Source organism: Pontibacter sp. MBLB2868, from assembly GCF_051904785.1.
In the GTDB taxonomy this organism is placed as follows: domain Bacteria; phylum Bacteroidota; class Bacteroidia; order Cytophagales; family Hymenobacteraceae; genus Pontibacter.
The window spans coordinates 4,643,817-4,668,085 of the sequence record NZ_CP196710.1 but is presented as its reverse complement, the minus strand read 5'-3'; the positions used below and the strand labels follow the sequence as shown (position 1 = coordinate 4,668,085).

Annotated in this window: 22 protein-coding genes and 1 riboswitch; of the genes, 12 read left to right on the top strand and 10 right to left on the bottom strand. The window is 45.0% G+C overall.

The window, feature by feature from the left end:
• Nucleotides 1-36: 36 nt before the first annotated feature.
• The 4 genes from ACSX1A_RS20145 (at nucleotide 37) to secDF (ending at nucleotide 4,941) form a co-directional block, all read left to right on the top strand.
• Nucleotides 37-657 (top strand): uridine kinase family protein, encoded by a 621-nt coding sequence (locus ACSX1A_RS20145; protein WP_439881429.1) that lies wholly within the window; start codon nucleotides 37-39, stop codon nucleotides 655-657.
• Nucleotides 654-1,346 (top strand): potassium channel family protein, encoded by a 693-nt coding sequence (locus tag ACSX1A_RS20140; RefSeq protein WP_439881428.1) that lies wholly within the window; start codon nucleotides 654-656, stop codon nucleotides 1,344-1,346. Before ACSX1A_RS20145 ends, ACSX1A_RS20140 begins: the two co-directional genes overlap by 4 nt.
• 90 nt (nucleotides 1,347-1,436) lie before the next feature.
• Complete coding sequence (locus tag ACSX1A_RS20135) at nucleotides 1,437-1,766, top strand: RNA methyltransferase (protein WP_439881427.1); 330 nt, start codon at nucleotides 1,437-1,439, stop codon at nucleotides 1,764-1,766.
• 175 nt (nucleotides 1,767-1,941) lie between these two features.
• A complete protein-coding gene (secDF, locus tag ACSX1A_RS20130; RefSeq protein WP_439881426.1) occupies nucleotides 1,942-4,941 on the top strand; it encodes a protein translocase subunit SecDF in 3,000 nt (999 codons plus the stop codon).
• Nucleotides 4,942-5,099: 158 nt separating this feature from the next.
• Here secDF and ACSX1A_RS20125 read toward each other — a convergent pair whose 3' ends face one another.
• Nucleotides 5,100-5,711 carry a NifU family protein gene (locus tag ACSX1A_RS20125; RefSeq protein WP_439881425.1) on the bottom strand — a complete coding sequence of 204 codons (612 nt, stop codon included), beginning with the start codon at nucleotides 5,709-5,711 and terminating at the stop codon, nucleotides 5,100-5,102.
• A gap of 215 nt (nucleotides 5,712-5,926) precedes the next feature.
• Here ACSX1A_RS20125 and ACSX1A_RS20120 point away from each other — a divergent pair, with 215 nt between their 5' ends.
• From ACSX1A_RS20120 to ACSX1A_RS20105, 4 genes are all read left to right on the top strand, one after another.
• Nucleotides 5,927-7,315, top strand: coding sequence for a sodium:proton antiporter (locus tag ACSX1A_RS20120; RefSeq protein WP_439881424.1), 1,389 nt, complete (start codon nucleotides 5,927-5,929; stop codon nucleotides 7,313-7,315).
• 99 nt (nucleotides 7,316-7,414) lie between these two features.
• Complete coding sequence (locus ACSX1A_RS20115; RefSeq protein ID WP_439881423.1) at nucleotides 7,415-7,732, top strand: hypothetical protein; 318 nt, start codon at nucleotides 7,415-7,417, stop codon at nucleotides 7,730-7,732.
• Nucleotides 7,725-8,396 carry an ATP-binding cassette domain-containing protein gene (locus ACSX1A_RS20110; protein ID WP_439881422.1) on the top strand — a complete coding sequence of 224 codons (672 nt, stop codon included), beginning with the start codon at nucleotides 7,725-7,727 and terminating at the stop codon, nucleotides 8,394-8,396. The genes ACSX1A_RS20115 and ACSX1A_RS20110 overlap by 8 nt, the downstream gene beginning before the upstream one ends.
• A 177-nt stretch (nucleotides 8,397-8,573) precedes the next feature.
• Entirely contained in the window at nucleotides 8,574-9,194 is a 621-nt protein-coding gene (locus ACSX1A_RS20105; protein ID WP_439881421.1) for a carboxypeptidase-like regulatory domain-containing protein, read from the top strand.
• A 20-nt stretch (nucleotides 9,195-9,214) separates the two neighbouring features.
• On the opposite strand, the gene aroC is transcribed toward ACSX1A_RS20105, so the two are convergent.
• Together aroC and ACSX1A_RS20095 are read right to left on the bottom strand one after the other, a co-directional pair.
• Nucleotides 9,215-10,294, bottom strand: coding sequence for a chorismate synthase (aroC, locus tag ACSX1A_RS20100; RefSeq protein ID WP_439881420.1), 1,080 nt, complete (start codon nucleotides 10,292-10,294; stop codon nucleotides 9,215-9,217).
• Between the two features lie 3 nt (nucleotides 10,295-10,297).
• Nucleotides 10,298-11,740 (bottom strand): BatD family protein, encoded by a 1,443-nt coding sequence (locus ACSX1A_RS20095; RefSeq protein WP_439881419.1) that lies wholly within the window; start codon nucleotides 11,738-11,740, stop codon nucleotides 10,298-10,300.
• A gap of 456 nt (nucleotides 11,741-12,196) precedes the next feature.
• On the opposite strand from ACSX1A_RS20095, the gene ACSX1A_RS20090 reads away from it, so the two are divergent.
• The 3 genes from ACSX1A_RS20090 to ACSX1A_RS20080 all read left to right on the top strand — a co-directional run bounded on the left by ACSX1A_RS20090 (nucleotide 12,197) and on the right by ACSX1A_RS20080 (nucleotide 14,119).
• Nucleotides 12,197-12,925: a ferritin-like domain-containing protein gene (locus ACSX1A_RS20090; RefSeq protein ID WP_439881418.1), complete on the top strand. Its 729-nt coding sequence runs from the start codon at nucleotides 12,197-12,199 to the stop codon at nucleotides 12,923-12,925.
• An 18-nt stretch (nucleotides 12,926-12,943) separates the two neighbouring features.
• The gene (locus ACSX1A_RS20085) at nucleotides 12,944-13,744 is read left to right on the top strand and encodes a ferritin-like domain-containing protein (RefSeq protein WP_439881417.1); all 801 of its coding nucleotides are present in this window, start codon (nucleotides 12,944-12,946) and stop codon (nucleotides 13,742-13,744) included.
• A gap of 183 nt (nucleotides 13,745-13,927) precedes the next feature.
• The gene (locus tag ACSX1A_RS20080; RefSeq protein WP_439881416.1) at nucleotides 13,928-14,119 is read left to right on the top strand and encodes a hypothetical protein; all 192 of its coding nucleotides are present in this window, start codon (nucleotides 13,928-13,930) and stop codon (nucleotides 14,117-14,119) included.
• Here ACSX1A_RS20080 and queG read toward each other — a convergent pair whose 3' ends face one another.
• The 5 genes from queG to ACSX1A_RS20055 all read right to left on the bottom strand — a co-directional run bounded on the left by queG (nucleotide 14,120) and on the right by ACSX1A_RS20055 (nucleotide 22,064).
• Nucleotides 14,120-15,070 carry a tRNA epoxyqueuosine(34) reductase QueG gene (gene queG / locus ACSX1A_RS20075; RefSeq protein WP_439881415.1) on the bottom strand — a complete coding sequence of 317 codons (951 nt, stop codon included), beginning with the start codon at nucleotides 15,068-15,070 and terminating at the stop codon, nucleotides 14,120-14,122. It lies immediately after the preceding gene.
• 209 nt (nucleotides 15,071-15,279) lie between these two features.
• Complete coding sequence (ruvB, locus tag ACSX1A_RS20070) at nucleotides 15,280-16,323, bottom strand: Holliday junction branch migration DNA helicase RuvB (RefSeq protein WP_439881414.1); 1,044 nt, start codon at nucleotides 16,321-16,323, stop codon at nucleotides 15,280-15,282.
• A 253-nt stretch (nucleotides 16,324-16,576) separates the two neighbouring features.
• Nucleotides 16,577-17,755 (bottom strand): acyl-CoA dehydrogenase family protein, encoded by a 1,179-nt coding sequence (locus ACSX1A_RS20065; protein ID WP_439881413.1) that lies wholly within the window; start codon nucleotides 17,753-17,755, stop codon nucleotides 16,577-16,579.
• A 474-nt stretch (nucleotides 17,756-18,229) separates the two neighbouring features.
• Nucleotides 18,230-19,482 (bottom strand): IS3 family transposase gene (locus ACSX1A_RS20060; RefSeq protein WP_439881412.1). Its coding sequence is split into 2 segments (ribosomal slippage): nucleotides 18,230-19,134 and nucleotides 19,134-19,482, totalling 1,254 coding nucleotides; the frame shifts between segments, so codons are not numbered across the junction.
• Between the two features lie 107 nt (nucleotides 19,483-19,589).
• The gene (locus ACSX1A_RS20055; RefSeq protein WP_439881411.1) at nucleotides 19,590-22,064 is read right to left on the bottom strand and encodes a TonB-dependent receptor; all 2,475 of its coding nucleotides are present in this window, start codon (nucleotides 22,062-22,064) and stop codon (nucleotides 19,590-19,592) included.
• A 63-nt stretch (nucleotides 22,065-22,127) separates the two neighbouring features.
• Nucleotides 22,128-22,224, bottom strand: a riboswitch (TPP riboswitch).
• A gap of 225 nt (nucleotides 22,225-22,449) precedes the next feature.
• On the opposite strand from ACSX1A_RS20055, the gene ACSX1A_RS20050 reads away from it, so the two are divergent.
• Nucleotides 22,450-22,698 carry a hypothetical protein gene (locus ACSX1A_RS20050; protein ID WP_439881410.1) on the top strand — a complete coding sequence of 83 codons (249 nt, stop codon included), beginning with the start codon at nucleotides 22,450-22,452 and terminating at the stop codon, nucleotides 22,696-22,698.
• Nucleotides 22,699-22,774: 76 nt separating this feature from the next.
• Here the strand turns inward: ACSX1A_RS20050 and ACSX1A_RS20045 are convergent, their stop codons facing one another.
• Together ACSX1A_RS20045 and ACSX1A_RS20040 are read right to left on the bottom strand one after the other, a co-directional pair.
• Nucleotides 22,775-23,650 (bottom strand): aldose 1-epimerase family protein, encoded by an 876-nt coding sequence (locus ACSX1A_RS20045; protein WP_439881409.1) that lies wholly within the window; start codon nucleotides 23,648-23,650, stop codon nucleotides 22,775-22,777.
• Between the two features lie 5 nt (nucleotides 23,651-23,655).
• Nucleotides 23,656-24,186, bottom strand: coding sequence for an AAA family ATPase (locus ACSX1A_RS20040; protein WP_439881408.1), 531 nt, complete (start codon nucleotides 24,184-24,186; stop codon nucleotides 23,656-23,658).
• Between the last annotated feature and the right edge of the window lie 83 nt (nucleotides 24,187-24,269).

The window sequence follows — 24,269 nt, the reverse complement described above, 5'->3', positions numbered from 1 at the left end:
ATGTCTTAATTTTGCAGTCTGAAACCTAAGCTTCCTATGCAAAAGCCATTTATAGTCGGGATCACAGGAGGTAGTGCTTCAGGAAAAACCACTTTTTTGAACAAGCTACTGACGTCGTTCGCACCTGAAAACGTGTGCCTTATCTCCCAGGACAATTATTATAAGCCCCGGGAATACCAGACAAAAGACCGAAACGGCGTCGTTAATTTCGACCTCCCTTCCTGTATCGACGATGAAGCCTACGCGCACGACATCCTTAAAGTGAGCCAGGGCGAAACTGTTTACCGCACCGAGTATACTTTTAATAACCCTAACATAGTACCTAAGCAGCTTGAGTTCAGGCCTGCCCCTATTGTGGTTGTGGAGGGTATCTTTGTTTTTTATTTTGAGGAAGTGGCAAAATTGCTCGACCTGAAAGTGTACATTGATGCAAAAGAGTACATTAAGTTGCAGCGCCGGATCGTGCGCGACAAAGTGGAACGAGGGTATGATCTTGATGATGTGTTGTACCGGTACACGCAGCATGTGGCGCCGACTTACGAAAAGTATATCAAGCCGTATAAGAACGACGCAGACATCATTATCCCTAATAACAACAACTTTGAGAAGGGGCTGGAAGTACTAACAACTTTCCTTAACGCTAAAACAAAAGCATGACGAGCAAATTTGCAGTAATTGGCCTGGGTATTTTCGGCAACTCTATTGCCCGAACCCTGGCAGAACGTGGTGCCGAGGTACTCGCTATCGACTACAATGAAGATCATGTAGAAGCGATCAAGGACGATGTTGCTTATGCCGTCGCTCTCGATGCAACAGATATCCGTGCCCTCGAAGCACAGAACATTCAGGACATGGACGCTGTGATCGTGGCCATTGGCGAAGATTTTGAGGCCTTGCTCATTACAACAGCCAACCTGCAGGAGCTAAACATTAAACGTGTAATTACCCGTGCCTCTAACAAGCAGCAACGCCGGATTCTGGAGAAAATGGGCGTACAGGAAATCCTTTCCCCGGAAGGCGAAGTAGGCAAAACAGTAGCGGAAAGGTTACTACAGCCAAGCATCCGTACTTTCCTCCCATTGCCGGATAACTATGAGATCGTGGAGATCAATGCTCCGCGTAACGTAGCAAATCGCAGCATCTCTAAAATTTCGCTTCGCGAAAAGTATAACCTCAACCTGATAACCATCAAACGTTTTTTTGAGGAGATACAGGATGGAAAACCAACCCAGGTAGAGCACATAATCGGGGTTCCGAAAGCTGACACCATTATTTATCCGTCTGATATTCTGATTCTTATCGGTAAAAAGCAGGATGTTAAACGTTTTATTGATATTAACCGCTAAGTATTTCTGATTTTTTCAGAAGAAACACTACATTTGTGGTTATACATGCCTAAAGCGAAGAACATATCAAGCCATATTAAGCATCTTTTGATGTCTGTTACCCTCCTGTGGGCGCTAATGCTCAACGGTCAGGAGGTGGTGGCTTATACTTCTACGGCAGATGGCGCACCGCAACAGACGGATAGTCGGTTAGCAGATGCGCCGGACCACGGGCACAAAGCAGTAGTTAAGCAAAAAGTATCTTTAGAGGCTACCACTTCATTTGTAGCCCTAAACCTTCAGCAAGCTGTGGAGCCACTCCAGCAGCCTACGTTTGCCAAGCCTGCCGATATTCTTTTGCCAGCTTACACTACTATTCCTCCCGGAATCAGATTTGTAGCCCAAATCCTACCTACCACTATTCAACCCAACGCTCCCTAGGGGCTTTTTCCTTTTTCTATTTACGTTTCATGTAGCTGTATTTGTAGCCTGCTTTGGCATAAATACGATTTCGCAGGAACGAGTCGGCTTTTACATAAGTTATGATAAAGCATTGGCTGACAACCATTAAACCTGATCAAAATTATTTTTTTCTATACTTTTCACTAATTAAACAATGCGGAACAAATCGTTAATAATCGTATTGACATTGATCGTATCGGCACTTTGCCTTTACTATCTGTCATTCTCTTTTATTGCCCGCAGTGTGCAGAACAAAGCGGAACTATACGCTACTGATGCACAAGGCAATGTAAATATGGCTAAGCAGCAGGTTTACCTGGATTCTATCTGGAAAGAACCTGTGTTTTTAGGCATGACTTACCAGGAGGTAAAAGAAAATGAACTGGGGCTGGGCCTTGACCTTAAAGGTGGTATGCACGTGGTTCTGGAGGTTTCTCCTGTTGAGATCATCAAGTCTATGTCTGGTAACAGCAAAGACCCTGGCTTCTTAAAAGCCTTAGATCGCGCCCAGGAACTACAGAAAAACAGCCAGGAGCGTTTTACTACCCTGTTTGAGCAGGCTTACCGCGAAGTTGAACCAAACGGACGACTGAGCCGCATTTTCTCAAACACTGCTAACCGTGGCAAAATAAGCTACGAGTCAACTAACGCTGAGGTAATTGATGTGATTGAAAAGGAAGTTGAGGATGCCATCGGTCGTTCATTCAACATCCTGCGTACCCGTATCGATAAGTTCGGTGTAAACCAGCCAAACATTCAGCGCCTGAAGGGTACTGGCCGTATCCAAATTGAGCTACCGGGTATTGATAACCCGGATAGAGTTCGTAAGCTTTTACAAGGCATGGCTAACCTGGAATTCTGGGAAGTATGGTCTCCTCAGGAGTTCGGCCCTTATTTCATGCAACTTGGTCAGTACCTCGAACAGCAGAAAAAAGCTGGTAACTTAAACCTTGCCGCTACTTCAACTGATGCCGGTAAAGCTACCGGTAACGCAGCTACTGTAGAAAATGCTTCTGCAGACGTTCTGGCTCAGGCCGCTGTTACTGACTCTACCGCTTCTGACTCTACTGCTATCGCTTCAGCCAAAACAGATACAGCAGCTTCTCAGCTTGACTCTTTAGCTAACGACTCTCAGGCAGGTGTTCTGGCTAGCCTTTTCACTCAAATGCCAGGTGGCCTGGGTGCAAACGTACGCGACACTGCTAAGATCAACGACATCTTCAGCCGTCCTGAAGTACGTGCAATATTCCCTTCTAATATGAAGTTCCTTTGGGGTGTTAAGCCAATTGCCGGCGATAACCGCCAGGAATTTGTAGAGTTTTATGCTATCAAAAAAGGTCGTGATGGAAAGGCCCCTCTGGCAGGTGATGCTATCAACGATGCCCGCCAGGACTTTGACCAGACTGGTCGTCCGGAGATCAACATGACCATGAACCCAACTGGCGCTAAGAAATGGGCTCGCCTGACAGGTGATAACGTAGGTCGCCAGGTTGCAATTGTACTTGACAACTATGTATACTCTGCTCCGGTAGTTCAGGGCGAGATCACTGGTGGTAGCTCTTCTATCTCTGGTAACTTTACTGTAGAAGAAGCGCAAGACTTAGCAAACATCCTGAAAGCAGGTAAGATGCCAGCTCCAACGCGTATCGTAGAAGAAGCTGTTGTAGGACCGTCACTTGGTCAGGAAGCAATTCAGCAAGGTCTGATATCTACTTTGGCTGGTTTCGTGATCGTGGTAATTTTCATGATCGCCTACTATAGCCGTGGTGGATTCATCGCTGACTTAGCCCTGCTTTTCAACGTGTTCTTCATACTTGGTGTACTGGCACAGTTTAATGCTGCCCTTACACTTCCTGGTATTGCCGGTATCGTACTTACACTAGGTATGGCCGTAGATGCGAACGTACTTATCTTTGAGCGTATGCGGGAAGAGTCCATGAAAGGGCTTTCGATGCGTGAAGTGATCAACAAAGGTTATGAGAAAGCATTCAGCACTATTTTGGATGCGAACGTTACTACCTTCCTGGTAGGTTTCATTCTTTATTTCTTCGGTTCTGGTCCGGTAAAAGGCTTTGCCATTACACTGATGATCGGTATCGTTACTTCATTCTTCTCCTCTGTATTTATCTCAAGGCTATTTGTTGAGAATGCCTTTAAGAAAGGTGGAAAACTTTCGTTCTCTACATTGCTTGCAGGTAAGATGTTCAGAAACATCACTTTTGATGTAATGAAGTATAGAAAGGCTGCTTATATTTTCTCACTTGGCCTGATCGTATTCGGTTTTGTTGCCATGTACATCAACGGCGGTCCTAACCTGGGTGTAGACTTCAGAGGTGGACGTTCTTATGTTGTAGAGTTTGATCAGGCTGTTCCTGCTTCCGATGTGCGTACTGCGCTTGTAGACGACTTCCAGAACCAGGGTACTGAAGTTAAAACTTTTGGCGCATCAAACCGTGTTAAAGTAATTACCAGCTGGTTGGCAGACGATGAAAGCATCGAAGCTGATGAGCAGGTAAAAACAGCATTGATGACAGGTTTGCAGCAATACAATAACCTGAACCCAGAAGTGCTGAGTTCTTCTAAGGTTGGTGCTACAATGGCCGACGACATCCAGAACACCGCCCTGATCGCCATGGTATTGGCTCTAGTGGGTATCTTCCTGTATGTAATGATTCGTTTCAACAAGTGGCAGTTTAGCCTTGGTGGTGTTATCGCCTTGCTGCACGATGCCCTGATGATCATCGCCATATTCTCTATCCTGGATCTGTTCGGAATTTCTTATGAGATGGACCAGGTGTTTATCGCAGCGGTTCTGACCATTATCGGTTTCTCTATCAATGACACAGTGGTAATTTTTGACCGTGTACGTGAGTACATCAACGATAACCCGCGTCTGACTATCAGAGAGGTAGTTAATCCTGCTTTGATCAGCACGTTTAGCCGTACTATCATCACTTCCCTGACATTGTTCCTGGTAGTTGTGATTCTCTTCATCTTTGGTGGTGAAGTGCTACGCGGCTTCTCACTGGCTATGATTATCGGTGTTGTATTTGGTACATACTCATCCCTGTTTATCGCTACACCAATTGTAGTAGACACAGTTAAAGATGACAAAAAAGCGACAGCTGCTCCGGTAGCACAAAAAGCTCGCTAAACTCAACTAACTGATACAAACAAAAAGCCCGGTGCTGTCTTAGCACCGGGCTTTTTGTTTGTATCAGTTATCCTTTTCTATATTGCAGTAGAAGCAAAAAAGCAGAGGCCGGTTTCTTTCGAAACCGGCCTCTGCTTTTTATGTACAGCTATGATTTTTTAAACCGTTATGCCGTCTGCTACCACTTCCTTCACTTCGGGCACCATACGCTTCAGCAGGTTTTCAATTCCGGCTTTAAGAGTAACCGTTGCAGATGGGCAGCCACTGCAAGAACCCTGCAAGTGTACAGTTACAACACCATCATTATAAGATTTAAAAGTAATGTTACCACCATCCTGCTCTACGGCCGGACGTACGTAATTATCGAGCAAATCAATTACTTTCTTGGCAATTTCAGTGTCTTCTGCAGATGCATCGCCATTTGTTGCGGCAGTCTCTACTCTCTTTGCAGAAAAACCTTCGTTAAATATCGGGCCTCCCGCTTCTACATAAGACTTTAGGAAAGTACGCAGTTCAGGAATAAGCTTTACCCAGTCCAGATCAGCGCTTTTAGTTACAGTTACAAAATTGCTGGCAATGAACACACGTGAAACGTAATCGAAGTTGAACAACTCCTGCGCCAGCGGTGACTCTACTGCACTTTCTAAGTTTGGATAGTCAACACTCTGCCCTTCAGGCAGTAATTGCACGTTCATCACAAACTTCATTGATTCAGGGTTCGGGTTTGCCTCAGCATATACCGAAACCATTTTTTCTTTATTTTCTGTCATGTAAATTCAATGTTTAAATTTAAAACTAGTACGCTTGTCTTAAAGTTTCCAAAATTAGTCATTATTTCCGACGAAGTAAACCCAGTCCGTTCAACAGCTTGAGGTACGTACATTAAACACCTCTCCCAGCCATGCTCAGTTAGCTAATTTGGTCAGAAAATGTATCTTTGTGCTGCAAGTTAATTTCGACCGGAACACACCGCACTTATCTGATCATGCTAAACAATTACATCTTACTGGTGCAAGCGCAGCATACAGCACCAGGATTCCTGATTATTCCTTTTCTGCTTCTGATAGGAATGATTGCAGCTGGCCCTATTTTCTTTGGTCACTTTTGGGAGCACAACTATAAAACAATAGCTGTTACCCTTGGCTTGGCTGTACTGGGCTATTATATTTTTGCCCTAGGCGATTATCACATGCCTGTTCACACCTTCTTCGAATATGCCTCTTTTGCTATACTCTTAAGCTCTTTATACATTGCTGCAGGAGGTATATACATTAATATAAATGCAAATGCCACGCCAGCCATGAACGTGGCTATGGTTGCTCTTGGAGCGGTGTTAGCTAATTTTGTGGGTACAACAGGGGCATCTTTGCTTTTGATTCGTCCGTTCATCCGCCTGAACGTGCACCGGATAAAGCCTTACCAGATCATATTCTTCATCTTTATAGTAAGTAATGCAGGTGGTTTGTTAACACCTCTTGGTGATCCGCCTTTGTTCATAGGTTTCCTGAAAGGGGTGCCATTCTTCTGGACGCTGAAGCATCTTTTCACGCCATGGGTCCTGTCTATTGCGTTGCTATGCCTTGTTTTCTTCCTGATTGACAGAAGAAATAAGGAAGTGGAATATACACCACGACCTGAAGTGGTTGAAAAGAACAAAGAAAAAACAGAGTTCTATATCAGTGGCAAGCGTAACCTGTTTTGGTTGGCTATTATCATTGGGGCTATTTTCCTGGATCCTAACGTGGTGGAGGGCCTACCGCATATTTCGTATGATGGCAGCAAGTTCTCTTTCCTACGCGAAATCATACAATTAGGGGCTGCATTTGCCTGTTACCGTTTTTCAAGCAAAACAGCATTGGCAGGTAACCAATTTAACTTCCACCCTATCCTGGAAGTGGTATTCCTGTTCTTCGGTATCTTTTTTACCATGATGCCAGCTTTGCAGCTGTCTGCTGAAATTGCTTCTTCACCACAGTTCTCAAAATACATAACCCCTAACTTCCTGTATTGGGCAACCGGTTCATTGTCTGGTTTCCTGGATAATGCACCTACATACGCCAACTTCCTGTCGTTGGGTATGGCCAAGTATGACATGGCTCAAAACAGCGTGGTAGAAGTCAGGCAGTTTGCTACCGGAACCGGTGCAGATCCGATCACACTTGTACTTCTGGAAGCCATCTCATTGGCAGCCGTGTTATTTGGCGCCTTCACATACATTGGTAACGGACCTAACTTTATGGTAAAAGCGATAGCAGAAAGCGCAGGAATTAAAATGCCTTCTTTCTTCGCATACATCGTGCGTTTCTCTATTCCTTTCCTGCTGCCGGTTCTGATACTGGTATGGTACCTGGTAGTGCACCTGCATTTATTCTAATTTAGCAGAACCTATATAAAAAGAGCCGCTTCTAACTTTAGAAGCGGCTCTTTTGTTTTTACTGGTAAAAAGCTATATTCATTATTCCAAAGCAAATTGATGAGTAAGTTAAGGCTATATTTCCTGTACCACAGAACCCTGATGAGCTTTAACCTGCCCTTCTCATTAGCAGCAAGCTTAACCGGCTTCTTTTTCAGCCAGCATGTTCTGATCCGGGTGATCAACAACTTCAGTCTCTGTCTAATGACCGGTGGTTTTCTGCTTTCCCTATACTTCTTCGAGCAGCGATACAGTGGACAGTACTATTTCTATCATAACTTCGGACTTAGTAAAATCAGGTTAATCATAGGCTCTTTGTTGATGAATCTGGCCGTAGTTATACTTCTGTTCTTCCTAAAACTATACTTGTATGGCTAAGCATATACTCGAGGCGGATAGTATCTTGTTTAACATTGGCGATAATCAACTCCTGACCGATGTTTACCTGTCTTGCCAAACAGGGGAAATAGTTGGCTTGCTTGGCAGAAACGGGTGTGGGAAAACAACTCTGCTGAAAATCATATTTGGTACTAAAGCTCCTGATCACAAACACATCCGGCTAGATGGGGAAGTATACCAGGAGCCATTCCGTCAAAAAGGACTTCTAGCTTACCTGCCCCAGCATGATTTTCTGCCAAAAAATATCAAGCTAAAACAGATCATCAACTTTTACCATCATGCCCCATTAAAGCAAAAACTAATAAAGCAGGATAAGAGGATACGGCAGCACTTAAACAAATTTGCCGATGAATTATCTAAGGGCGAGCGACGTTATTTTGAGTTGATGATTTTACTACACCTTGATGTAAAATTCCTCCTTTTAGATGAGCCTTTCTCTGGTGTGGAGCCACTTTATATAGAGCACATCGAAGAACTGCTTCAGATGCACCTTCCCGACAAAGGCTTTATTCTAACCGACCACGACTATAGAACTGTTCTTCGGGCCAGCAACAGAATTGTACTCCTGATCAATGGTTCCTGTAAGCATATAAGGAATCAGGAAGATCTAATGACTTGGGGTTATATTCCCGAAGGAATATAAGACTAAGTACATTTAATTGCTTTTTCTCCTCCATAAGATTTAGAGGTAGCCCTAATTATTTATCAGCCAATAAAATAAGCAATTCACCAGCTCGTTACTTATAGCAACATTTACATATTAAAATTTTGCTATAAGTAACGAGCTATTAGCTCCTCTCCCCCTACCTACCTCTATACTATGAAAAGACACCTCCTAAGGACCACAACCTTTGGGATAACTCTATTGCGTTGCCTGATCCTTTTGTATTCGGCAGAGGCGCAGCAGCACCAACAGGTTATACAATTTTCCGGACTGATAACAGCCACTGACAGCGCCACAGCCTTAGCCGGGGTTGTGGTTTATGTACCTGACTCTCAAAGAGGCACCGTTTCAAACCAACAAGGATTCTTTTCACTGCCCGTGCTGGCCGCAGACAGCATCGTTATTGCCGCGTTGGGTTATCAGAAACAGGCTATCATTATCCCCAAAGGCTACAGCAAAAACAGCTATTCAGTAAATATAAGCTTGGCAGAGAGTCTTCATGAACTCCCTACAGTAGATGTTATGCCCTGGGCTACGGAGCGGGACCTGAGGGAAGCGATCAAAAACGTAAAGCTCCCTACGCAACAAGACGCGGAGGAGAACGACATAGAGATGCTCATTAAAAAATACGGCACACCAGCATACCCCATGGATGGCACAAAGAACGCTGGATATGGTATACAGCAACAGATGCGCCAGCAGCAGGGCCGCTATTTTGTACCCAGCGATGTAAAGTTTTTGTCTATCCCGATCAGGCGGCGGAAGAAGAAGAAGTAAATTATACCTCAGTAAGGAGGCTATACTTTACTTGCCTGCTGCCGCATCAGGAAATCAGCTAGTACCAGTGCGGCCATGGCATCAACAATGGGTACAGCACGAGGCAGCACGCAGGGGTCATGCCGGCCTTTTCCTTTTAAGGTAATCTCTTCACCGGCATCGTTTATAGTTTGCTGTGGCTGCAGAATAGTAGCCACAGGCTTGAAAGCAACATTAAAATAAATATCCTGACCATTGCTTATGCCGCCCTGTATGCCACCTGAATTGTTGGTCCGGGTTCTGATATTACCGTCATCATCTGTGTAAAACTGGTCGTTATGCTCTGAGCCATGCATTTTTACCCCCTCAAAACCGCTGCCGTACTCAAAACCTTTCACAGCATTTATACTTAGCATGGCTTTACCTAACTCAGCGTGTAACTTATCGAACACTGGCTCTCCCAGGCCAGCGGGTACGCCCTTTATCACACAACTTACCACGCCGCCAATTGTATCCAGCGTGTCCCGGGCTTCCTCTATCACACCTATCATGCGGGCAGCGGTCTTGCCATCGGGGCAGCGCACTTTGTTAGAATCGATCTTATTCAGGTCAAGTTTACTGTAATCTTTACGCAGCTTCACCTTGCCCACCTGCGACACATAAGCATTTACACTGATGCCATATTTGTGCAGCAACTTGGCTGCCACTGCGCCTGCAGCCACGCGCGCCACTGTTTCGCGGGCAGAGCTGCGGCCACCGCCACGGTAATCGCGGGTACCATATTTTGCAGTATAAGTATAATCTGCGTGCGAGGGGCGGTATGCATGCTCTATATGGCTGTAATCGGTACTGTGTTGATCTTTGTTGTTAACCACCAGCGCAATAGGAGTACCTGTCGTTTTTCCTTCGAAAATACCGGATAGGATATTAACCTTGTCTTCTTCCTTGCGTGGTGTGGTGATATCAGATTGCCCGGGCCGCCTGCGGTCAAGGGCATGCTGTATCTCCTCTACACCGATCTCCAGGCCGGCCGGGCAGCCATCCAGTATCACACCCACTGCAGGGCCATGTGACTCACCAAATGTGGTAATCCGGAAAAGCTTTCCGTAAGAATTACTCATGTCTTATTTTTTTAAAAATACAAATGCTGACACGGCAAGCAGCAGCAGCAATATGATATTTGTATAGCGCTTTATTCTCTCGAAAAGGTGCAGGCTTACTAATGTATTATTTTCGTTTGTAATGATATTGTAGAACGAACCCAGATCTCTTGACAGCACAAGCGCATCGCTATCCCGGTTACCGGTTACCTGCACCTGTAGCGTTGGCCGGAGGGTATCGTAAGTGGCCGTTACCGGGTTAAAATAAATCCACTCAAGCGCATTTCTTAAATCATAAGTGCCGGGCTCACGGGGAAGTACTGTAAATGCGAACGTTTTAGCACCGGTTACCCTTCCGGCTCGCCTTACCACATCCTGCCTCACATCAGGCGGATAAAACTCCAGACCAGGAGGAGGCGTTGGTGATGGCGGCATGATTGCTGATAAGTTTCCCTCACCCTCCACCTCAAACAGGTAGTTGAAACTCTTGTTCACAGGCACCCGCTTTCTCGATAGACTTTCGTGTAACCTGTAGTCGCCAACAGGCACTATGTTACGCAATGGGTGAGGCGGCAATTCCTCCACCTCCACTGTTCTTTCGCGTGAGTAAAATACTTTATAACCCTCCTGCCGGTCTTCGGTTAACAGGTTCGGGTTTTTGGCCACTTTATACTTCAGCATTTTAAGCTGTAGCTGCGGAAACTTAAGCGGCTGCAAATTTATCGGGTATAAAACAGTTTCGTAAAGTCTGAAACGCAGGTAAGGCTTACCCTGTACCGTTACATTTTCAGAGGCGATCTCTGAAAAGTCAAAAGTCTCTTCCCAGGCGTTCGGCTGCTTTACCTGGCGAAGTATGGTTGTCATCTGGTTGGCAAAATCGTAAAACTCCAGTAGCCGCTGGTCTTCTTCGGCGAGGTAGAAATACAGGGCAACTGTTACCCCCTCACCTACAAATACTTTCTTCTTGTTTGTATAGAGGGTAAGAAAAGCATTATCATCCTCATCCACAAACTCAGGCTGTTCTTCCGCTGCAGTCTTGTCCTCTTCAGGTGCTAACAGATCAGGCAAGGCAGGGCTTTGTGCCACGTTTGCCTGCATCGGAGTTACCCGGATCGTTATACCCTGCGACTGAACTGTCTGCCCGTTAACTTTCATTGTGAAAGGCTTCAGGACATACTCTCCTTCTTCCAGGGCAGCATAGTTTTGGGTATAGGTGCGTATAACGTTCGTGTTACCGCCAGCAGTAATGGTTTTCTCCGACGAGAACTTGGTGCTTTTTTTAAAACCATCTATTTCCGGGAAAGCGGTATAATCTTTCAGTTGCTGATCTTGCAGCTTTATGGAAACTGTAAAATACTGATTAATGGGCAACGGACTCTTCCCTAATTCAATGCTCACCTGCTGCGCCAAACCAGGTACAGTAAGCATGATGAAAAGAAGTATAAAAAGTAATGGTAAGCGCATCATCTGATCACACCTGAAGTGGCAGGTTGGTTATAACTTTACAAATTTAACTAAATTCCAACATTAACCTGTGCTTATCCTGCATGGATTTAAGCTCACACACAGTACATTATCTGCAGATACAATACAAATAACGTATAAATATCATAAGTATCTTTTGTTATATTTTTGTTTAACAGGCGCTACTATATAGCTTCAATCATATTTACCTCTGTATTGCTGCAGCCCCATAAAACAGGCTATTCTGATAAAAGAACGAAGTAATTACTACTTTATGCCCTTAGAGAATTTAATGGCTTCCATTGCAATTCCCCTTCGAAGCTTTAAAATCAGAAAAAACAGTACAAATCCGATCTTTCTCCTGCCCCGTAGATAGTCATATTAATATAAATCCTGTACCCGCTGAAGCAAACTGCAGGTGTAGTATTATAAGTATGTAATCCTTTTAAAAGTAAAATTATGACAAAACTTACGAAGCCTGAAGAGAATGAGGGTGGGCTATTGAAGGCACTAACAGTCCCAATGCAGCGACGCAACTTCTTTCGGTACGCTGGTGCAACAGCTGCCGTCACCACATTAATTTTAACCACATCCTGTGATGATGATGACAATGATGTAAACCCTCCGGTTGGAGCTGTAAACCTCGGATCAGGAGATGTCGGTATTCTAAACTATGCCTATGCCCTGGAACAACTTGAAGCTGCTTTTTACACAGAAGTAGTAGCCAAATCCGGCAGCGCACTATCTGCTAATGAGATGCAGGTGATGATGGACATCAAAGCACATGAGATTGCACACCGCGAATTCTTCAAAACTGCCTTAGGAACTAACGCAATACCTGCTCTGGAGGTAGACTTCAGCTCCATCAATTTTAATGATAAGAGCAGTGTACTGCAAACTGCCAAGACCTTTGAAGATTTAGGTGTAGCCGCTTATAACGGAGCCGGAAAACTTTTGACTGATTCCGGTGCTGGACTTGATTATTTGTTAGCCGCAGGAAAAATTGTTTCTGTTGAAGCACGCCATGCCGCTGCTATTCACGACATGATCAGCAACAATGCCAGAGAGTTTGGGGAAGAGTTGATCGACAGTAATGGCCTGGACAGAGCAATGATGCCTGCTGATGTGCTGGCAGCTGCCGCACCATTTATCGAAACAGAGATTGACTTCAGCAATTTACCAAAATAAGCAAGAGGAGAAACACACATGAATATTTTCAGAATAATACAAGATATAGAAAAGGTAGACAACGAAGTATATGATCGATTGTCTAGCCGACGTAAGGCATTTGGTGACTTTGGTAAGTTTGGTAAAAAAGTAGCCATGGCTGCTGTGCCTATTGCCATGGGTACTATGTTTAAAAAGGCCTATGGCCAGTCCAGTGGCAGCATTGCCGATGTACTAAATTTCGCACTCACACTGGAGTACCTGGAATCAGAGTTTTACATGCAAGGCTTAAATGCCAGTGGCCTTAACTTTGGCGACACCAGAACTTTTTTCACACAAGTACGCGATAATGAGGTGGCTCACGTCAACTTCCTGAAAACAGCTCTTCAAAGCCTTGGTGCAACTCCCGTATCCAAACCAAACTTTGACTTTACTGCAGGTGGAAACTTCCCGGACTGGAATACAAACTTTCAGACGTTTCTGGCACTATCACAAGCCTTTGAAGACACTGGTGTAAGAGCATACAAAGGGCAGGCAGGTAATTTAGTGAGTAATAGCGATGTATTAACGGCAGCACTTAAAATACATGCTGTAGAAGCCAGACACGCAGCTGTTGTACGCCGAATTAGAGGCCTGAAAGGGTGGATAACGCTGGACGAACGCGGTGCTGGCATGCCTGCTGCGACACAGGCAGTATATAACGGCGAAGCTGAAACTATGCAGTTAGGAGTAAACGTGCCTTCAGTTTCCAGTATCTCAGCAGAAAACGTTAGCGAGGCATTTGATGAACCGCTTTCTAAGCAAGCTGTACTTGATATTGCAGGTCTTTTTTTAGCGTAACAAAAGAACTTGTTTGTTTAAGAGTGATAAAGAGCCGCAGCGATGTGGCTCTTTCCTTTTTATACTTTATCAATAAATATTATGCAAATTAGCATATATAATTGCATTATTATTCTATTGAATCACCTTTTTCAAGTACTCACGTACTTTAGAGCAGATTAACCAATTTTTCTGCTTACCAAAATGTTGGAATACATTAAGACGATTCTGTTGAAGGTTAGCTTCGACAAAATGTTGTTTGAAAAAGAGCTTCGAAAAGCTTTTAAGGTTCTAGTAAAAGAAGAACTTCAGCAACTAAAACAATGGTGCTATGATCAATTTTCGGGGGTTTACCTTCGGATTTTGAATAGCGTCTTCTCAAAAGCCCAGGTATAACTAGTCTTTATTTCCTTCTTCTGAAGTCCCTTTTTGCACGAAATGGATATTTCGCATTAACCCATTATAGCCTGTGCGTTTAACGGCAGACTTTTTAAACAACTGCGAAAATACTTCGTGCGTTAGCTCTGCCCAGTCACTTTGATTTAGCCCCATTAATTGGGGGTGTGGTGCAAAGGCAGGCTCCTTATGCGGTTTACTGAAGCGGTTCCAGGGGCACACATCCTGACAGATATCGCAGCCAAATACCCAATTGCCAAACTTTCCATTCATCTCATCCGGAAGCTGGTCCTTCAGCTCAATGGTAAAGTAGGAAATACATTTGCTGCCATCCACCACGTATGGCTCTACAATAGCATTTGTAGGGCATGCGTCAATGCAACGGGTACAGGAGCCACAGTAATCCTTTATCGGCCCGTCAAACTCCAGTTCCAGATCAACTATGAGCTCGGCAATAAAATAGAAGCTCCCCACTTGTGGAGTAATGAGATTGCTGTTTTTACCAACCCACCCTAAACCACTTTTCTTGGCCCAGGCCTTATCCAATACCGGTGCCGAGTCTACAAAGCAGCGGCCACCTACTTCCCCTATTTCTTCATTCACATAAGCCAGCAGCTCCTTCAGCTTATCCTTTATCACAAAATGATAATCTGTGCCATAGGCATACTTTGATATCTTATACGTGCCCTCTTCCGGCTGCTTCTCTTCCGGGAAATAGTTGAGCAGCAAAGACACTACAGACTTTGCCCCGTCAACCAGCAGGCGCGGGTCCAGGCGCTTATCAAAGTGATTTTCCATGTAGCGCATTTGCCCGTGCATGTTCTGGTTTAGCCAACGCTCCAGCCGAGGGGCCTCTTCCTCTAAAAAGTCTGCCTTCGACACGCCACAGTACATGAAGCCCAGCTCCTGCGCCTTCTGCTTGATGAGGTATGTGTTTTTTTCTTTGCTCAAATCGATGTTTTCTGCCGCCTATACTTTGGCTGCTTTACTTTGCTTCAACAAAATTAGGTTAAAATAAATCCATGTGCAGCTTTATGAGCAACTGTTATGCAGTGAAGGTGGATCGTCTTAGTAATTACTTCACATCGTTTGCCTTTACCAAGCCACAAAAAAAGCAACCCTGCCGGGTTGCTTCTCTTTTTATTACACAAACTTATAAATTAACCTGGCTGATTAAACAGGCCTGTAGAGATAACCTCCTGGGGCGGTATTTTACCCAGATGCCTGTAAGCCAGCTCTGTAGCTTCCCGGCCACGGGCAGTGCGTTTTATATATCCTTCCTGAATCAGGAATGGCTCATATACTTCTTCTATTGTCTCAGACTCCTCTCCACATGCTGTTGCAATGGTGGTCAGGCCAACCGGGCCACCTTTAAATTTATCAATAATGGTTAACAAGATACGGTTGTCCATATCATCCAGGCCATTATGATCAACATCCAGCGCATTCAGGGCAAATTTGGCAATATCAACGGTAATGGTGCCATCACCTTTTACCTGGGCAAAATCGCGGGTGCGGCGCAGCAGGTTGTTAGCAATACGTGGCGTACCACGGCTCCTGCGGGCAATTTCAAAGGCGGCATCTTCATGAATTGGCGCACCTAATAAAGCCGAAGAACGCTTTACAATGGAAGTAAGCAACCCTGCATCGTAATACTCCAGCCGCGAATTAATGCTAAAACGGGCACGCAATGGCGAAGTCAAAAGTCCGGAACGGGTAGTAGCCCCTATCAATGTAAAGGGATTCAGACTGATCTGCACAGAGCGGGCATTAGGACCAGAATCCAGCATAATGTCGATCTTGTAATCCTCCATAGCAGAATACAAGTACTCTTCCACGATCGGATTTAAGCGGTGGATCTCATCAATAAACAAGACATCATTCGGGTCAAGGTTTGTGAGAAGGCCAGCCAGATCACTTGGTTTATCGAGCACCGGCCCTGATGTCATCTTGATACCTGCGTCCAGTTCAGAAGCAATAATATGCGACAGCGTAGTTTTACCAAGACCCGGAGGCCCGTGCAACAGCACATGGTCCAGTGCCTCTCCCCTACGTTTAGCTGCCTGCACAAAAATTTTAAGGTTTTCCACCACCTTTGCCTGACCTGTAAAGTCGCGGAAGCTTAAGGGGCGGAGGGCTTTGTCTATGTCGCGTTCGGCTGGCGTCATATAGTCACTATCGCCAGTGAGATAATCTTCTCTCATGCTATAATCTTTCTTCTAAAATCTCTGCTTTTGCTGTTCCAATAAGTAACAGTAAGGGCTGTTAAATCGCTCCATTTCAGCTTACGAATTTACTGAATTTTGCTAATTATTTTATAGTTTCTACCCATAAATCTAACATAATTAGCAAACAGCAAACTATTTCAACTCAATCCGGATAGTTTGTAATATAAAAAAGGCAGCTGTAAAAGTAGCTGCCTTTCTTAAAATGACCTCCTCTCAATTGATAAAAGGTTTATTTAAATGCTTGAATACCCGTAATGTCCATACCTGTAATGAGCAGGTGTATATCATGCGTACCCTCGTAGGTGATCACAGACTCCAGGTTCATCATGTGGCGCATGATCGGGTATTCGCCTGTAATACCCATGCCGCCATGTATCTGACGTGCTTCGCGGGCTATATGCAGCGCCATGTCCACGTTATTGCGCTTTGCCATGGATATCTGCTGCGTTGTAGCTTTGCCTTCGTTCATCAGCGTACCTAACCTCCAGGCAAGCAGCTGCGCTTTAGTGATCTCGGTCAGCATTTCGGCAAGCTTTTTCTGCGTCAGCTGAAAACCTCCGATGGGCTTATCGAACTGAATACGCTCCATACTATACTTTTTGGCAGACTCGTAGCAGTCAATGGCTGCCCCAATCGCTCCCCAGGATATACCATAGCGGGCAGAATCCAGGCAGCCAAGCGGCCCTTTTAATCCATCAACGTTAGGCAATATATTCTCCTTCGGAATTTTAACATTATCAAAAACCAACTCACCGGTGCAGCTGGCACGCAGGCTCCATTTGTTGTGGATTTCAGGTGTAGAGAATCCTTCCATGCCACGCTCCACGATCAAACCTTTGATACGGCCTTCTTCATTCTTTGCCCAAACCACTGCTACCTGGCATTCAGGCGAGTTTGATATCCACATTTTAGAACCATTCAGCAGGTAATGGTCCCCCATATCTTTGATGTTGGTTACCATACCTCCCGGGTTTGAGCCATAGTCTGGTTCTGTTAGACCAAAGCACCCTAGCCATTCGCCGCTTGCCAGCTTAGGAAGGTATTTTTTGCGCTGCTCTTCAGAACCATACTTGTAGATCGGGTACATCACCAGCGAACCCTGCACAGAAGCCGTGGAACGCATACCGGAATCACCACGCTCAATCTCCTGCATAATAATGCCGTAGCTGATGTAGTCGAGGCCGCCACCGCCATACTCTGTCGGGATGGTAGGACCAAAAGCACCCACGTCTCCGAATTTCTTCACAATTTCTGATGGAAAATGCGCATCCTGTGCCCATTGCTCGATATAAGGCGATATTTCACGCTTTACAAAATCGCGCATGGTCTGGCGAATAAGAATGTGCTCCTCGGTTAAAAGGTCATCTATGTTATAGTAGTCAGGAGCTCCTGATGATTCGTAAGCCATAGTTTTGTTTTAAGGTTTTGAGAAGGGTAATACACAAAGTTAAAATTTTAAGTATAATCCAAACCAGGATTCTGAGGATTAATAATGATCAGCAGGATTTTATAAGAAGTCGTAGCGTGTGCAGCTCCTACGAGCGTCTTAATACCGCAGGTTTGAGACTAGCAGTAACTTGTGGTAAAGATTATAACAAGTTACAACTTGCGCCAGTTACAAACTGGCAATATGTGCAGCCACAAGTTACGCTATCGCTAAACTTGCGGCATAATTGGGTTGCCATAGTTTTATAGTTAAAATTCGTCAGCTTATCATCCCCCTACTCTTCAAAGGGAGACATTTCTTTTGCTGCCTCGAGTTTGCAACTCATCCATAGGTTAGTTTAAAGTATACATCCTAGTATATCCTGCAAATCCTGATTCTGAGTAGTCCTGAAATAGGTTGACTATTTATTGATTGCACAAACATTGTTAAAAAAGCTCAAACATCCACCAAAGGTGTTTGAGCTTTTTTGTTGTAGGACTTAAGTTTGATTTCCTTTTGCTGATGCATTTGGACCGGTGTTAGCATGTGGCAGCTCAGGTGAGGTCTGCTATTGTTATAGACACTAATGCTTTGAGCAGCTTGCTGCATTGCTTCGCTGATGTTGTTAAGTTGCTGTGATAAGCCGAACTCATCTTTGAGGATGCCATTTACGCGTTCTGCAATCGCGTTCTCGTACGGATCGCCGTTCTCGGTCATGCTAATGGTGATGTGGTTATCCTTCAGGTGGTCCGTGTACAGCTTACTGCAGTACTGTAGCCCTCTGTCGGAATGATGTATAAGTGCCTGGTCATTGTATCTCCTGTTCATAATGGCCATTTGTAGCGCTTTCAACGTAGAGGCAGCCTCCATGTTTCCGCATAGTTCATACCCCATGATCTGCTTGGAATATGCATCTGTTATCAGGTGCAGATACCCATGGCCGTCTTCACTAGTGTCGATATAAGTTATGTCAGCGACCCATACCTGTTCAGGCCGGACAAGCTCAATGTCTTTGATGAGATTGGGGTACTTGCGCATCCAATGCTTTGAGTTGGTGGTGACCGTATAGCGCCTTCTTTGGCAGACGAGCAGTCCTTCCACCCTGAGCAGGTCAAACAACTTATCTCTACCGATGCCAATCTCATTTTTCAGCAGAAAATGCAGCTTTCGGGTTCCCAGCCGTGGCATCTGCCGGCGCAGGCCAAGCACTAGCTCCCTGGCTCGTTGCTGCTTGTTCATTACTGAAGAATGCTGGGCTTGCACTTTATAATAAGCTTGTTTGCTATAGCCAAACAACGCACAGAACGTGTTTACTTTTCTTGGGTAGGTTCTGGCAAGCTCCCGGATTGTTTGGCTCCGTCTTTTTTTAAGATACTGATCCCTTCTTCTTGTTCGGCAATCTCGATCAGCTTTTCATAGGCAACCAGCTTCAGCTTGGCGTCTGCCAGCTGTTTCTCCAGGTCTTTGATTCGTTGCTTTTGCGGGTCTTTCATCGGGCGGCCCAAGGCACCTGCTTTTGGGTAGTGCAATTTACCATACCTGCGGCACCATTCCAATACCCGCGAGTTGCCTTTGATGCCATACTTGGCCTGGATTTGGTCTTTGTTCAAAAGCCCTTGCTCATACTCGGCCACTACAGATCGCCTGAAGGCCTCACTGTACTTAAACTGCGGGGCTTCGCCTTTTACTTTGATTACTTTGTAACTCATGCTGTTGACTGTTTTTTAGTCAACTTTTTTTAGGACGTGACATTCTGACAAAAAGAGCCCTACCAGATGGCAGGGCTCTTAAAAGTTAGTTAATAGTTAGTAAAATTTTAAAATTTAAGCCCGACAGATAACAGGAAGTTGCGTGTAGCCTGCGGGTAGTAGAAATTTTCAGTAGTTTGCGTACCTCCGTAGATATAGCTGAAAGTATACCCGTTGGCTGCATACTTCTCGCTAAACACGTTGTTTACCAAAAGTCCCAGTTCCAGCTCCTTCAGCATATTTTTGAAACCGATGTTGTAGCGCAAACGCAGATCGCCAACCTGGTAAGCAGGAATAATGCGGCTCTCGTTCTCGGTATTATCCAGGTATTGCTTGCTCACTGTTTTGTAAATGAAAGCCGCTTTTAAACCTTTCAGCACCTCTATTTCCAGCTGGCTTGCCGAGACAAAATCCGGAGAGAATGCAATGGTGGTTTCTTTGTACTGGTTCACAGCCTGATCATCATTGTCATAATTATCAATGAATTCACTGAAATCAGCGATCTTGTTCTGGCTGTAGCTTACGTTTGAACTCAACCTGGCAACAGAACCTAAATTTAAAGCAGCAACTAATTCTATACCCTGGCGGTAGCTATCGTCGATATTAGTTCTTGTATAAGCCCCCACATCATTTATCTGCCCGGTTAACACCAACTGGTTCTTATAATTCATGTAATAGAAGTTCGTCTCCACGTTAGCAGTAAGTGCCTTACCTGCTATCTCGGTCAGGCCAAACATGCCGCGGTAACCGGCTTCTACGTTGCGCAAGGTCTCATGCTTCGGACGGCTGCTTGGGGTAGAATCTGTAAAATCATCTCTTACCGGTTCCCGGTTACCTACAGCATAGGAAGCATAAAGCTGGTGCTCGGGCTGTAATTGATAGGTGATTCCTGCTTTAGGGTTAAAAAACGTATAATCTACATCCTGCGCTAAACTGGTAAGGTCGTTATCAAAACCTACAAATGAATAATTTATGGTCCGCATTTGTAAATCCCCGAACACACTCAGTTTATCAGTTAAGCCATAAGTGGCTTTTGCAAAAATGTTGAAATCGGTTTTCCCGGCATTATTATCATAATATTTATCCCGGATATTTGAAGTAGAAGCAAAGCGTGCCCAGATCACTTCTCCGAAGTGGCGGCCTTCATACTTGTTCCAGGCTCCCCCTAAAGTAGCGTTAAGGCGCGTATTGGGGCGGAATTGTAGCGCATAGGTAGCACCGTAAAAATCATTATCGAGCCAGCGACGACGGATAATGTCTGAGGTAATGATCGTTTCTCCTCCAATTTCTACGTTTGGCAAGCCATAATCCGCCAGGTCATCATCCGTTTTAAACTGCTCGTAATAGCCACGGCCATACGTATAGTGCAGGGCACCTGAAAAAGTTAGGCCCGGCAAAATATCATGCGACAGGTGTAACTGGTAATGATCCTGCTGATAATTATCAGTTTCGTTATCGTAGGTATAATAGTTATACTTTCGCCCTGATGCGAGCAGGTTTTCCTTGTCTGAGCCTTCAATCCAGTTACGGTCTATGTAATCCTGAAGATCGGCGGCATTACCATATACCAAAGCTTCCGGTGTGCCATACCATGCCTGGTAGGTCTTCTCTTTACCGGAGAAGGTCACAAACTTCAGCGTCGTTTTATCTCCGTAGTAGCCTCCCGAAAAGTAGAATGACTTCAGATCAGAAGAAGCCCGGTCAATGTAGCCATCAGATTTGATTCGTGACAAGCGTCCGTCAAAGGCAAACTTACCATTAATAAGTCCTGTGCCGAAGCGCACGTTGTTCTTCCAGGTATCAAAGGAGCCGTAGCTGTTGTCGGTTTCAGCGTAAGCGTCGCGCCGCACTTGCTGCGTCTGGATATTTATACTTGCTCCAAAGGCTCCTGCTCCGTTTGTAGAAGTACCTACCCCGCGCTGCACCTGTATATCCTGCACCGAAGTGGCAAAGTCAGGCATATTCACGAAGAACGTACCGTGGCTTTCCGAGTCATTTATCGGGATACCATTTACCGTTACATTGATCCGGGTGATGTCGGAGCCACGAATGCGGATGCCAGTATAGCCTACACCTGCGCCTGCGTCTGAGTTAACTACCACTGATGGCACTTGCTCCAGCAGGTAAGGCATATCCTGCCCAAAGTTGCGCTCTTCGATCTGCTCGCGGCTAACGTTGGTAAACGTAGTACCTGTGCGCGCATCGGCACGTGTGGCCTGTACCACTACCTCGCTTGCCTGCAATGCCTGTGGGCGCAATGCAAGCTGCACATACTCATCCTGCTGCAGGTTTATAGTTACTTTTTTCTGCTCGAAGCCCAGGTAGCTTACTTTTAAAGTATAACTGCCGGCTGGCAAACTGTCAAACTCAAAACTACCATTCTGTGTGGTAGATACTCCTGTACTGGTGCTCTCCAGCACTACATTGGCACCCGCCAATGCGTTACCTGTGGCAGCATCAGACACTTGCCCGCTCAGTTTATACTGGGCAAGTAACTGCAATGGCAATACAAACACTGCCAGCGCTACTAACAACTTTTTCATTTAAAGTGTAAATATAAAATAGGTGAAACATACGGATATGCCAGGGGTAGCATCCCGTTACTTTTTGTTTCCCGCGTTATTCCCTTCGCCGGCATTACCCGGATCAGGTTCAATGGGTATGATCTCAGCCCGTTATAATAAGGCACCCCCTAAACTATTGCAAAGGTAAAGCCCTTTTCTGTTATATCAAATGTTAGCCGTTGCGTGATTGGTAAACGTATACTACATGCTGGTTAGTAGGATGTTATTTTTCATGAAATGCAAAAACCACATAGGCAAAATGTACGTTGAAAACAGTAAATGGCATCTTTCTTCTGCACCACCTGAAGATACTGTTCTAGGTACAGCAGCTAGCTGAAGATTTTAATGATAAAGTAGAATTGTGATGATGATCAGCATTTTGTATACCATGGCACTCCTGACGATACTGGCATATTATGCGTTCGCCCCTCGAAAGAATTTCAATCGTCCGCCATCCACTGACAGCGACGATGACGGAGGCGAACCGTTAGGAGACGACCTGCCAGACCTGGACCTCCCTCCCGGTATTTCTTTACCGATCAATGATTTTGAACCGAAATATGATTTCAGGAACATTAAAGTGCCCAAGTTTCCTGAGCCTTCTTTGCAGTAAAAAATGTTTTAAAGCAGAAGCCCCGGCCATACTTGTATGGCCGGGGCTTCTGCTTTAAAAAAGTATCTTCTAATGGTTAATAAACTGCAATTGTAAATGTTCGTTCAAAAGCTTGCTCAGGCCCCAGCTCATTGATCCCCTCCTTATCCTGCAACTCTCCTGACTCCCCAACTCTGCTGGCAATACCGCACCAGGGCTCAATACAAATGTATGGAGACGGCCCTGGCTTAGACCAGATACCCAGAAACGGAAAGCCTTCAAAGTTTAGCTCTACCCGACGTGGGTTTACATGATTGGCAAGCACTAGTTTTGTAGAGTTCAGATCTTTGAAAACCAAGGCATCTTTGTGAAAATACTGATGATTTAATGGTAATAACCTGCTGTTTTGCAGCACACGTTCTGTATCGCCGTTGAGTAAGCCATCATCATTCAACAAATAACGGCTCAGCGTTTCTTCTTCCTCAAACTCTATAAAATAATCCGTGTACTGCTCGTTCTGATAAAGTGGCACGTTAAAACCCGGATGGCCACCAACAGAAAACCACATCAGTTCATCGCCTTCGTTCCGGACCAGGTAGGTTACTTCTAATTTGTTATATTCCAGCTTGTAGGCAATTAGAAGCCTGAATTTAAAAGGGTACTGCTCTAGCGTCTCCTCGTCGTACTTAAGTTCGAAGACTAACTTATTATGATGCTCCTCTACCAGGTCAAACTCTTTATCACGGGCAAACCCGTGGCGCTTCATCTGATACGTTTCGTCGTTATACTTATAGTGCTGGTTAGGCAGTTCACCCACAATCGGGAAAAGATTGGGCGCATGTTTATTCCAGACAGCAGGGTCGGCCAACCAGATAAACTCCAGGTTTTCATCCTTTTTAATAAAGTGCTGCAGTTCGGCACCGTGGCTTTCAACACCTATTTTATGCGTTTCATTTTCGAGGAAGTGTAGCATATCCTTTATTTCAGTTTTTGATGTTGTTGAAGGAGCTCATCCACATGTTTTTTTGCCAGCTTCAATCGCTCATCCTGCAGTCCGAATATTTCCACAAAAGGAACATTCAGCGCCTGTAGTTCACGTTTATACCACTCGTAGAAAAACTGGCGCAGGTGAGGATGCTCCCGCAAAGGATCAGGCTCCCAGGGCAAATCAACGCCCATAAGCAGGCAAAGGTTGTAATCCTGCTGCTTTAGTTTATCAAGAATCCAATCCGGGCAATAACCAAAGGTATGCTCGCTCCATATCTTCAGTACCAGCATATCGGTATCAGAAAAAAGGAGGGTGTCGGCCTGTTTTAAAAGTTTTTGCTCCAGCTCCAACTGCCCTGACGCAATTGCCTCAATGTCCTGCAGGGTATAAGCGTCATTCAGGTTGCCAACATAGCTCCGGGCGTACTCTGGCACCCATACCGTATTGTAGTGCTGTGCCAGCTGTTCAGATAAAGTTGATTTGCCCGTTGATTCCGGCCCTGTAATCGCAATTTTAAGCATAAGGCAAATGTCGTGAAAAAAGAAGGCAATTACACATAAAACAAGATTGCCCCGGCACGTTAGTACCGAGGCAATCTCAAAAA

Excerpts from the sequence above, each read along its gene's own strand:
- ACSX1A_RS20145 (WP_439881429.1), top strand. The coding sequence starts at position 37 with ATGCAAAAGCCATTTATAGTCGGGATCACAGGAGGTAGTGCTTCAGGA.
- ACSX1A_RS20140 (WP_439881428.1), top strand. The coding sequence starts at position 654 with ATGACGAGCAAATTTGCAGTAATTGGCCTGGGTATTTTCGGCAACTCT.
- ACSX1A_RS20135 (WP_439881427.1), top strand. The coding sequence starts at position 1,437 with ATGTCTGTTACCCTCCTGTGGGCGCTAATGCTCAACGGTCAGGAGGTG.
- secDF (WP_439881426.1), top strand. The coding sequence starts at position 1,942 with ATGCGGAACAAATCGTTAATAATCGTATTGACATTGATCGTATCGGCA.
- ACSX1A_RS20125 (WP_439881425.1), bottom strand. The coding sequence starts at position 5,711 with ATGACAGAAAATAAAGAAAAAATGGTTTCGGTATATGCTGAGGCAAAC.
- ACSX1A_RS20120 (WP_439881424.1), top strand. The coding sequence starts at position 5,927 with ATGCTAAACAATTACATCTTACTGGTGCAAGCGCAGCATACAGCACCA.
- ACSX1A_RS20115 (WP_439881423.1), top strand. The coding sequence starts at position 7,415 with ATGAGTAAGTTAAGGCTATATTTCCTGTACCACAGAACCCTGATGAGC.
- ACSX1A_RS20110 (WP_439881422.1), top strand. The coding sequence starts at position 7,725 with ATGGCTAAGCATATACTCGAGGCGGATAGTATCTTGTTTAACATTGGC.
- ACSX1A_RS20105 (WP_439881421.1), top strand. The coding sequence starts at position 8,574 with ATGAAAAGACACCTCCTAAGGACCACAACCTTTGGGATAACTCTATTG.
- aroC (WP_439881420.1), bottom strand. The coding sequence starts at position 10,294 with ATGAGTAATTCTTACGGAAAGCTTTTCCGGATTACCACATTTGGTGAG.
- ACSX1A_RS20095 (WP_439881419.1), bottom strand. The coding sequence starts at position 11,740 with ATGATGCGCTTACCATTACTTTTTATACTTCTTTTCATCATGCTTACT.
- ACSX1A_RS20090 (WP_439881418.1), top strand. The coding sequence starts at position 12,197 with ATGACAAAACTTACGAAGCCTGAAGAGAATGAGGGTGGGCTATTGAAG.
- ACSX1A_RS20085 (WP_439881417.1), top strand. The coding sequence starts at position 12,944 with ATGAATATTTTCAGAATAATACAAGATATAGAAAAGGTAGACAACGAA.
- ACSX1A_RS20080 (WP_439881416.1), top strand. The coding sequence starts at position 13,928 with ATGTTGGAATACATTAAGACGATTCTGTTGAAGGTTAGCTTCGACAAA.
- ruvB (WP_439881414.1), bottom strand. The coding sequence starts at position 16,323 with ATGAGAGAAGATTATCTCACTGGCGATAGTGACTATATGACGCCAGCC.
- ACSX1A_RS20065 (WP_439881413.1), bottom strand. The coding sequence starts at position 17,755 with ATGGCTTACGAATCATCAGGAGCTCCTGACTACTATAACATAGATGAC.
- ACSX1A_RS20055 (WP_439881411.1), bottom strand. The coding sequence starts at position 22,064 with ATGAAAAAGTTGTTAGTAGCGCTGGCAGTGTTTGTATTGCCATTGCAG.
- ACSX1A_RS20050 (WP_439881410.1), top strand. The coding sequence starts at position 22,450 with ATGATGATCAGCATTTTGTATACCATGGCACTCCTGACGATACTGGCA.
- ACSX1A_RS20045 (WP_439881409.1), bottom strand. The coding sequence starts at position 23,650 with ATGCTACACTTCCTCGAAAATGAAACGCATAAAATAGGTGTTGAAAGC.
- ACSX1A_RS20040 (WP_439881408.1), bottom strand. The coding sequence starts at position 24,186 with ATGCTTAAAATTGCGATTACAGGGCCGGAATCAACGGGCAAATCAACT.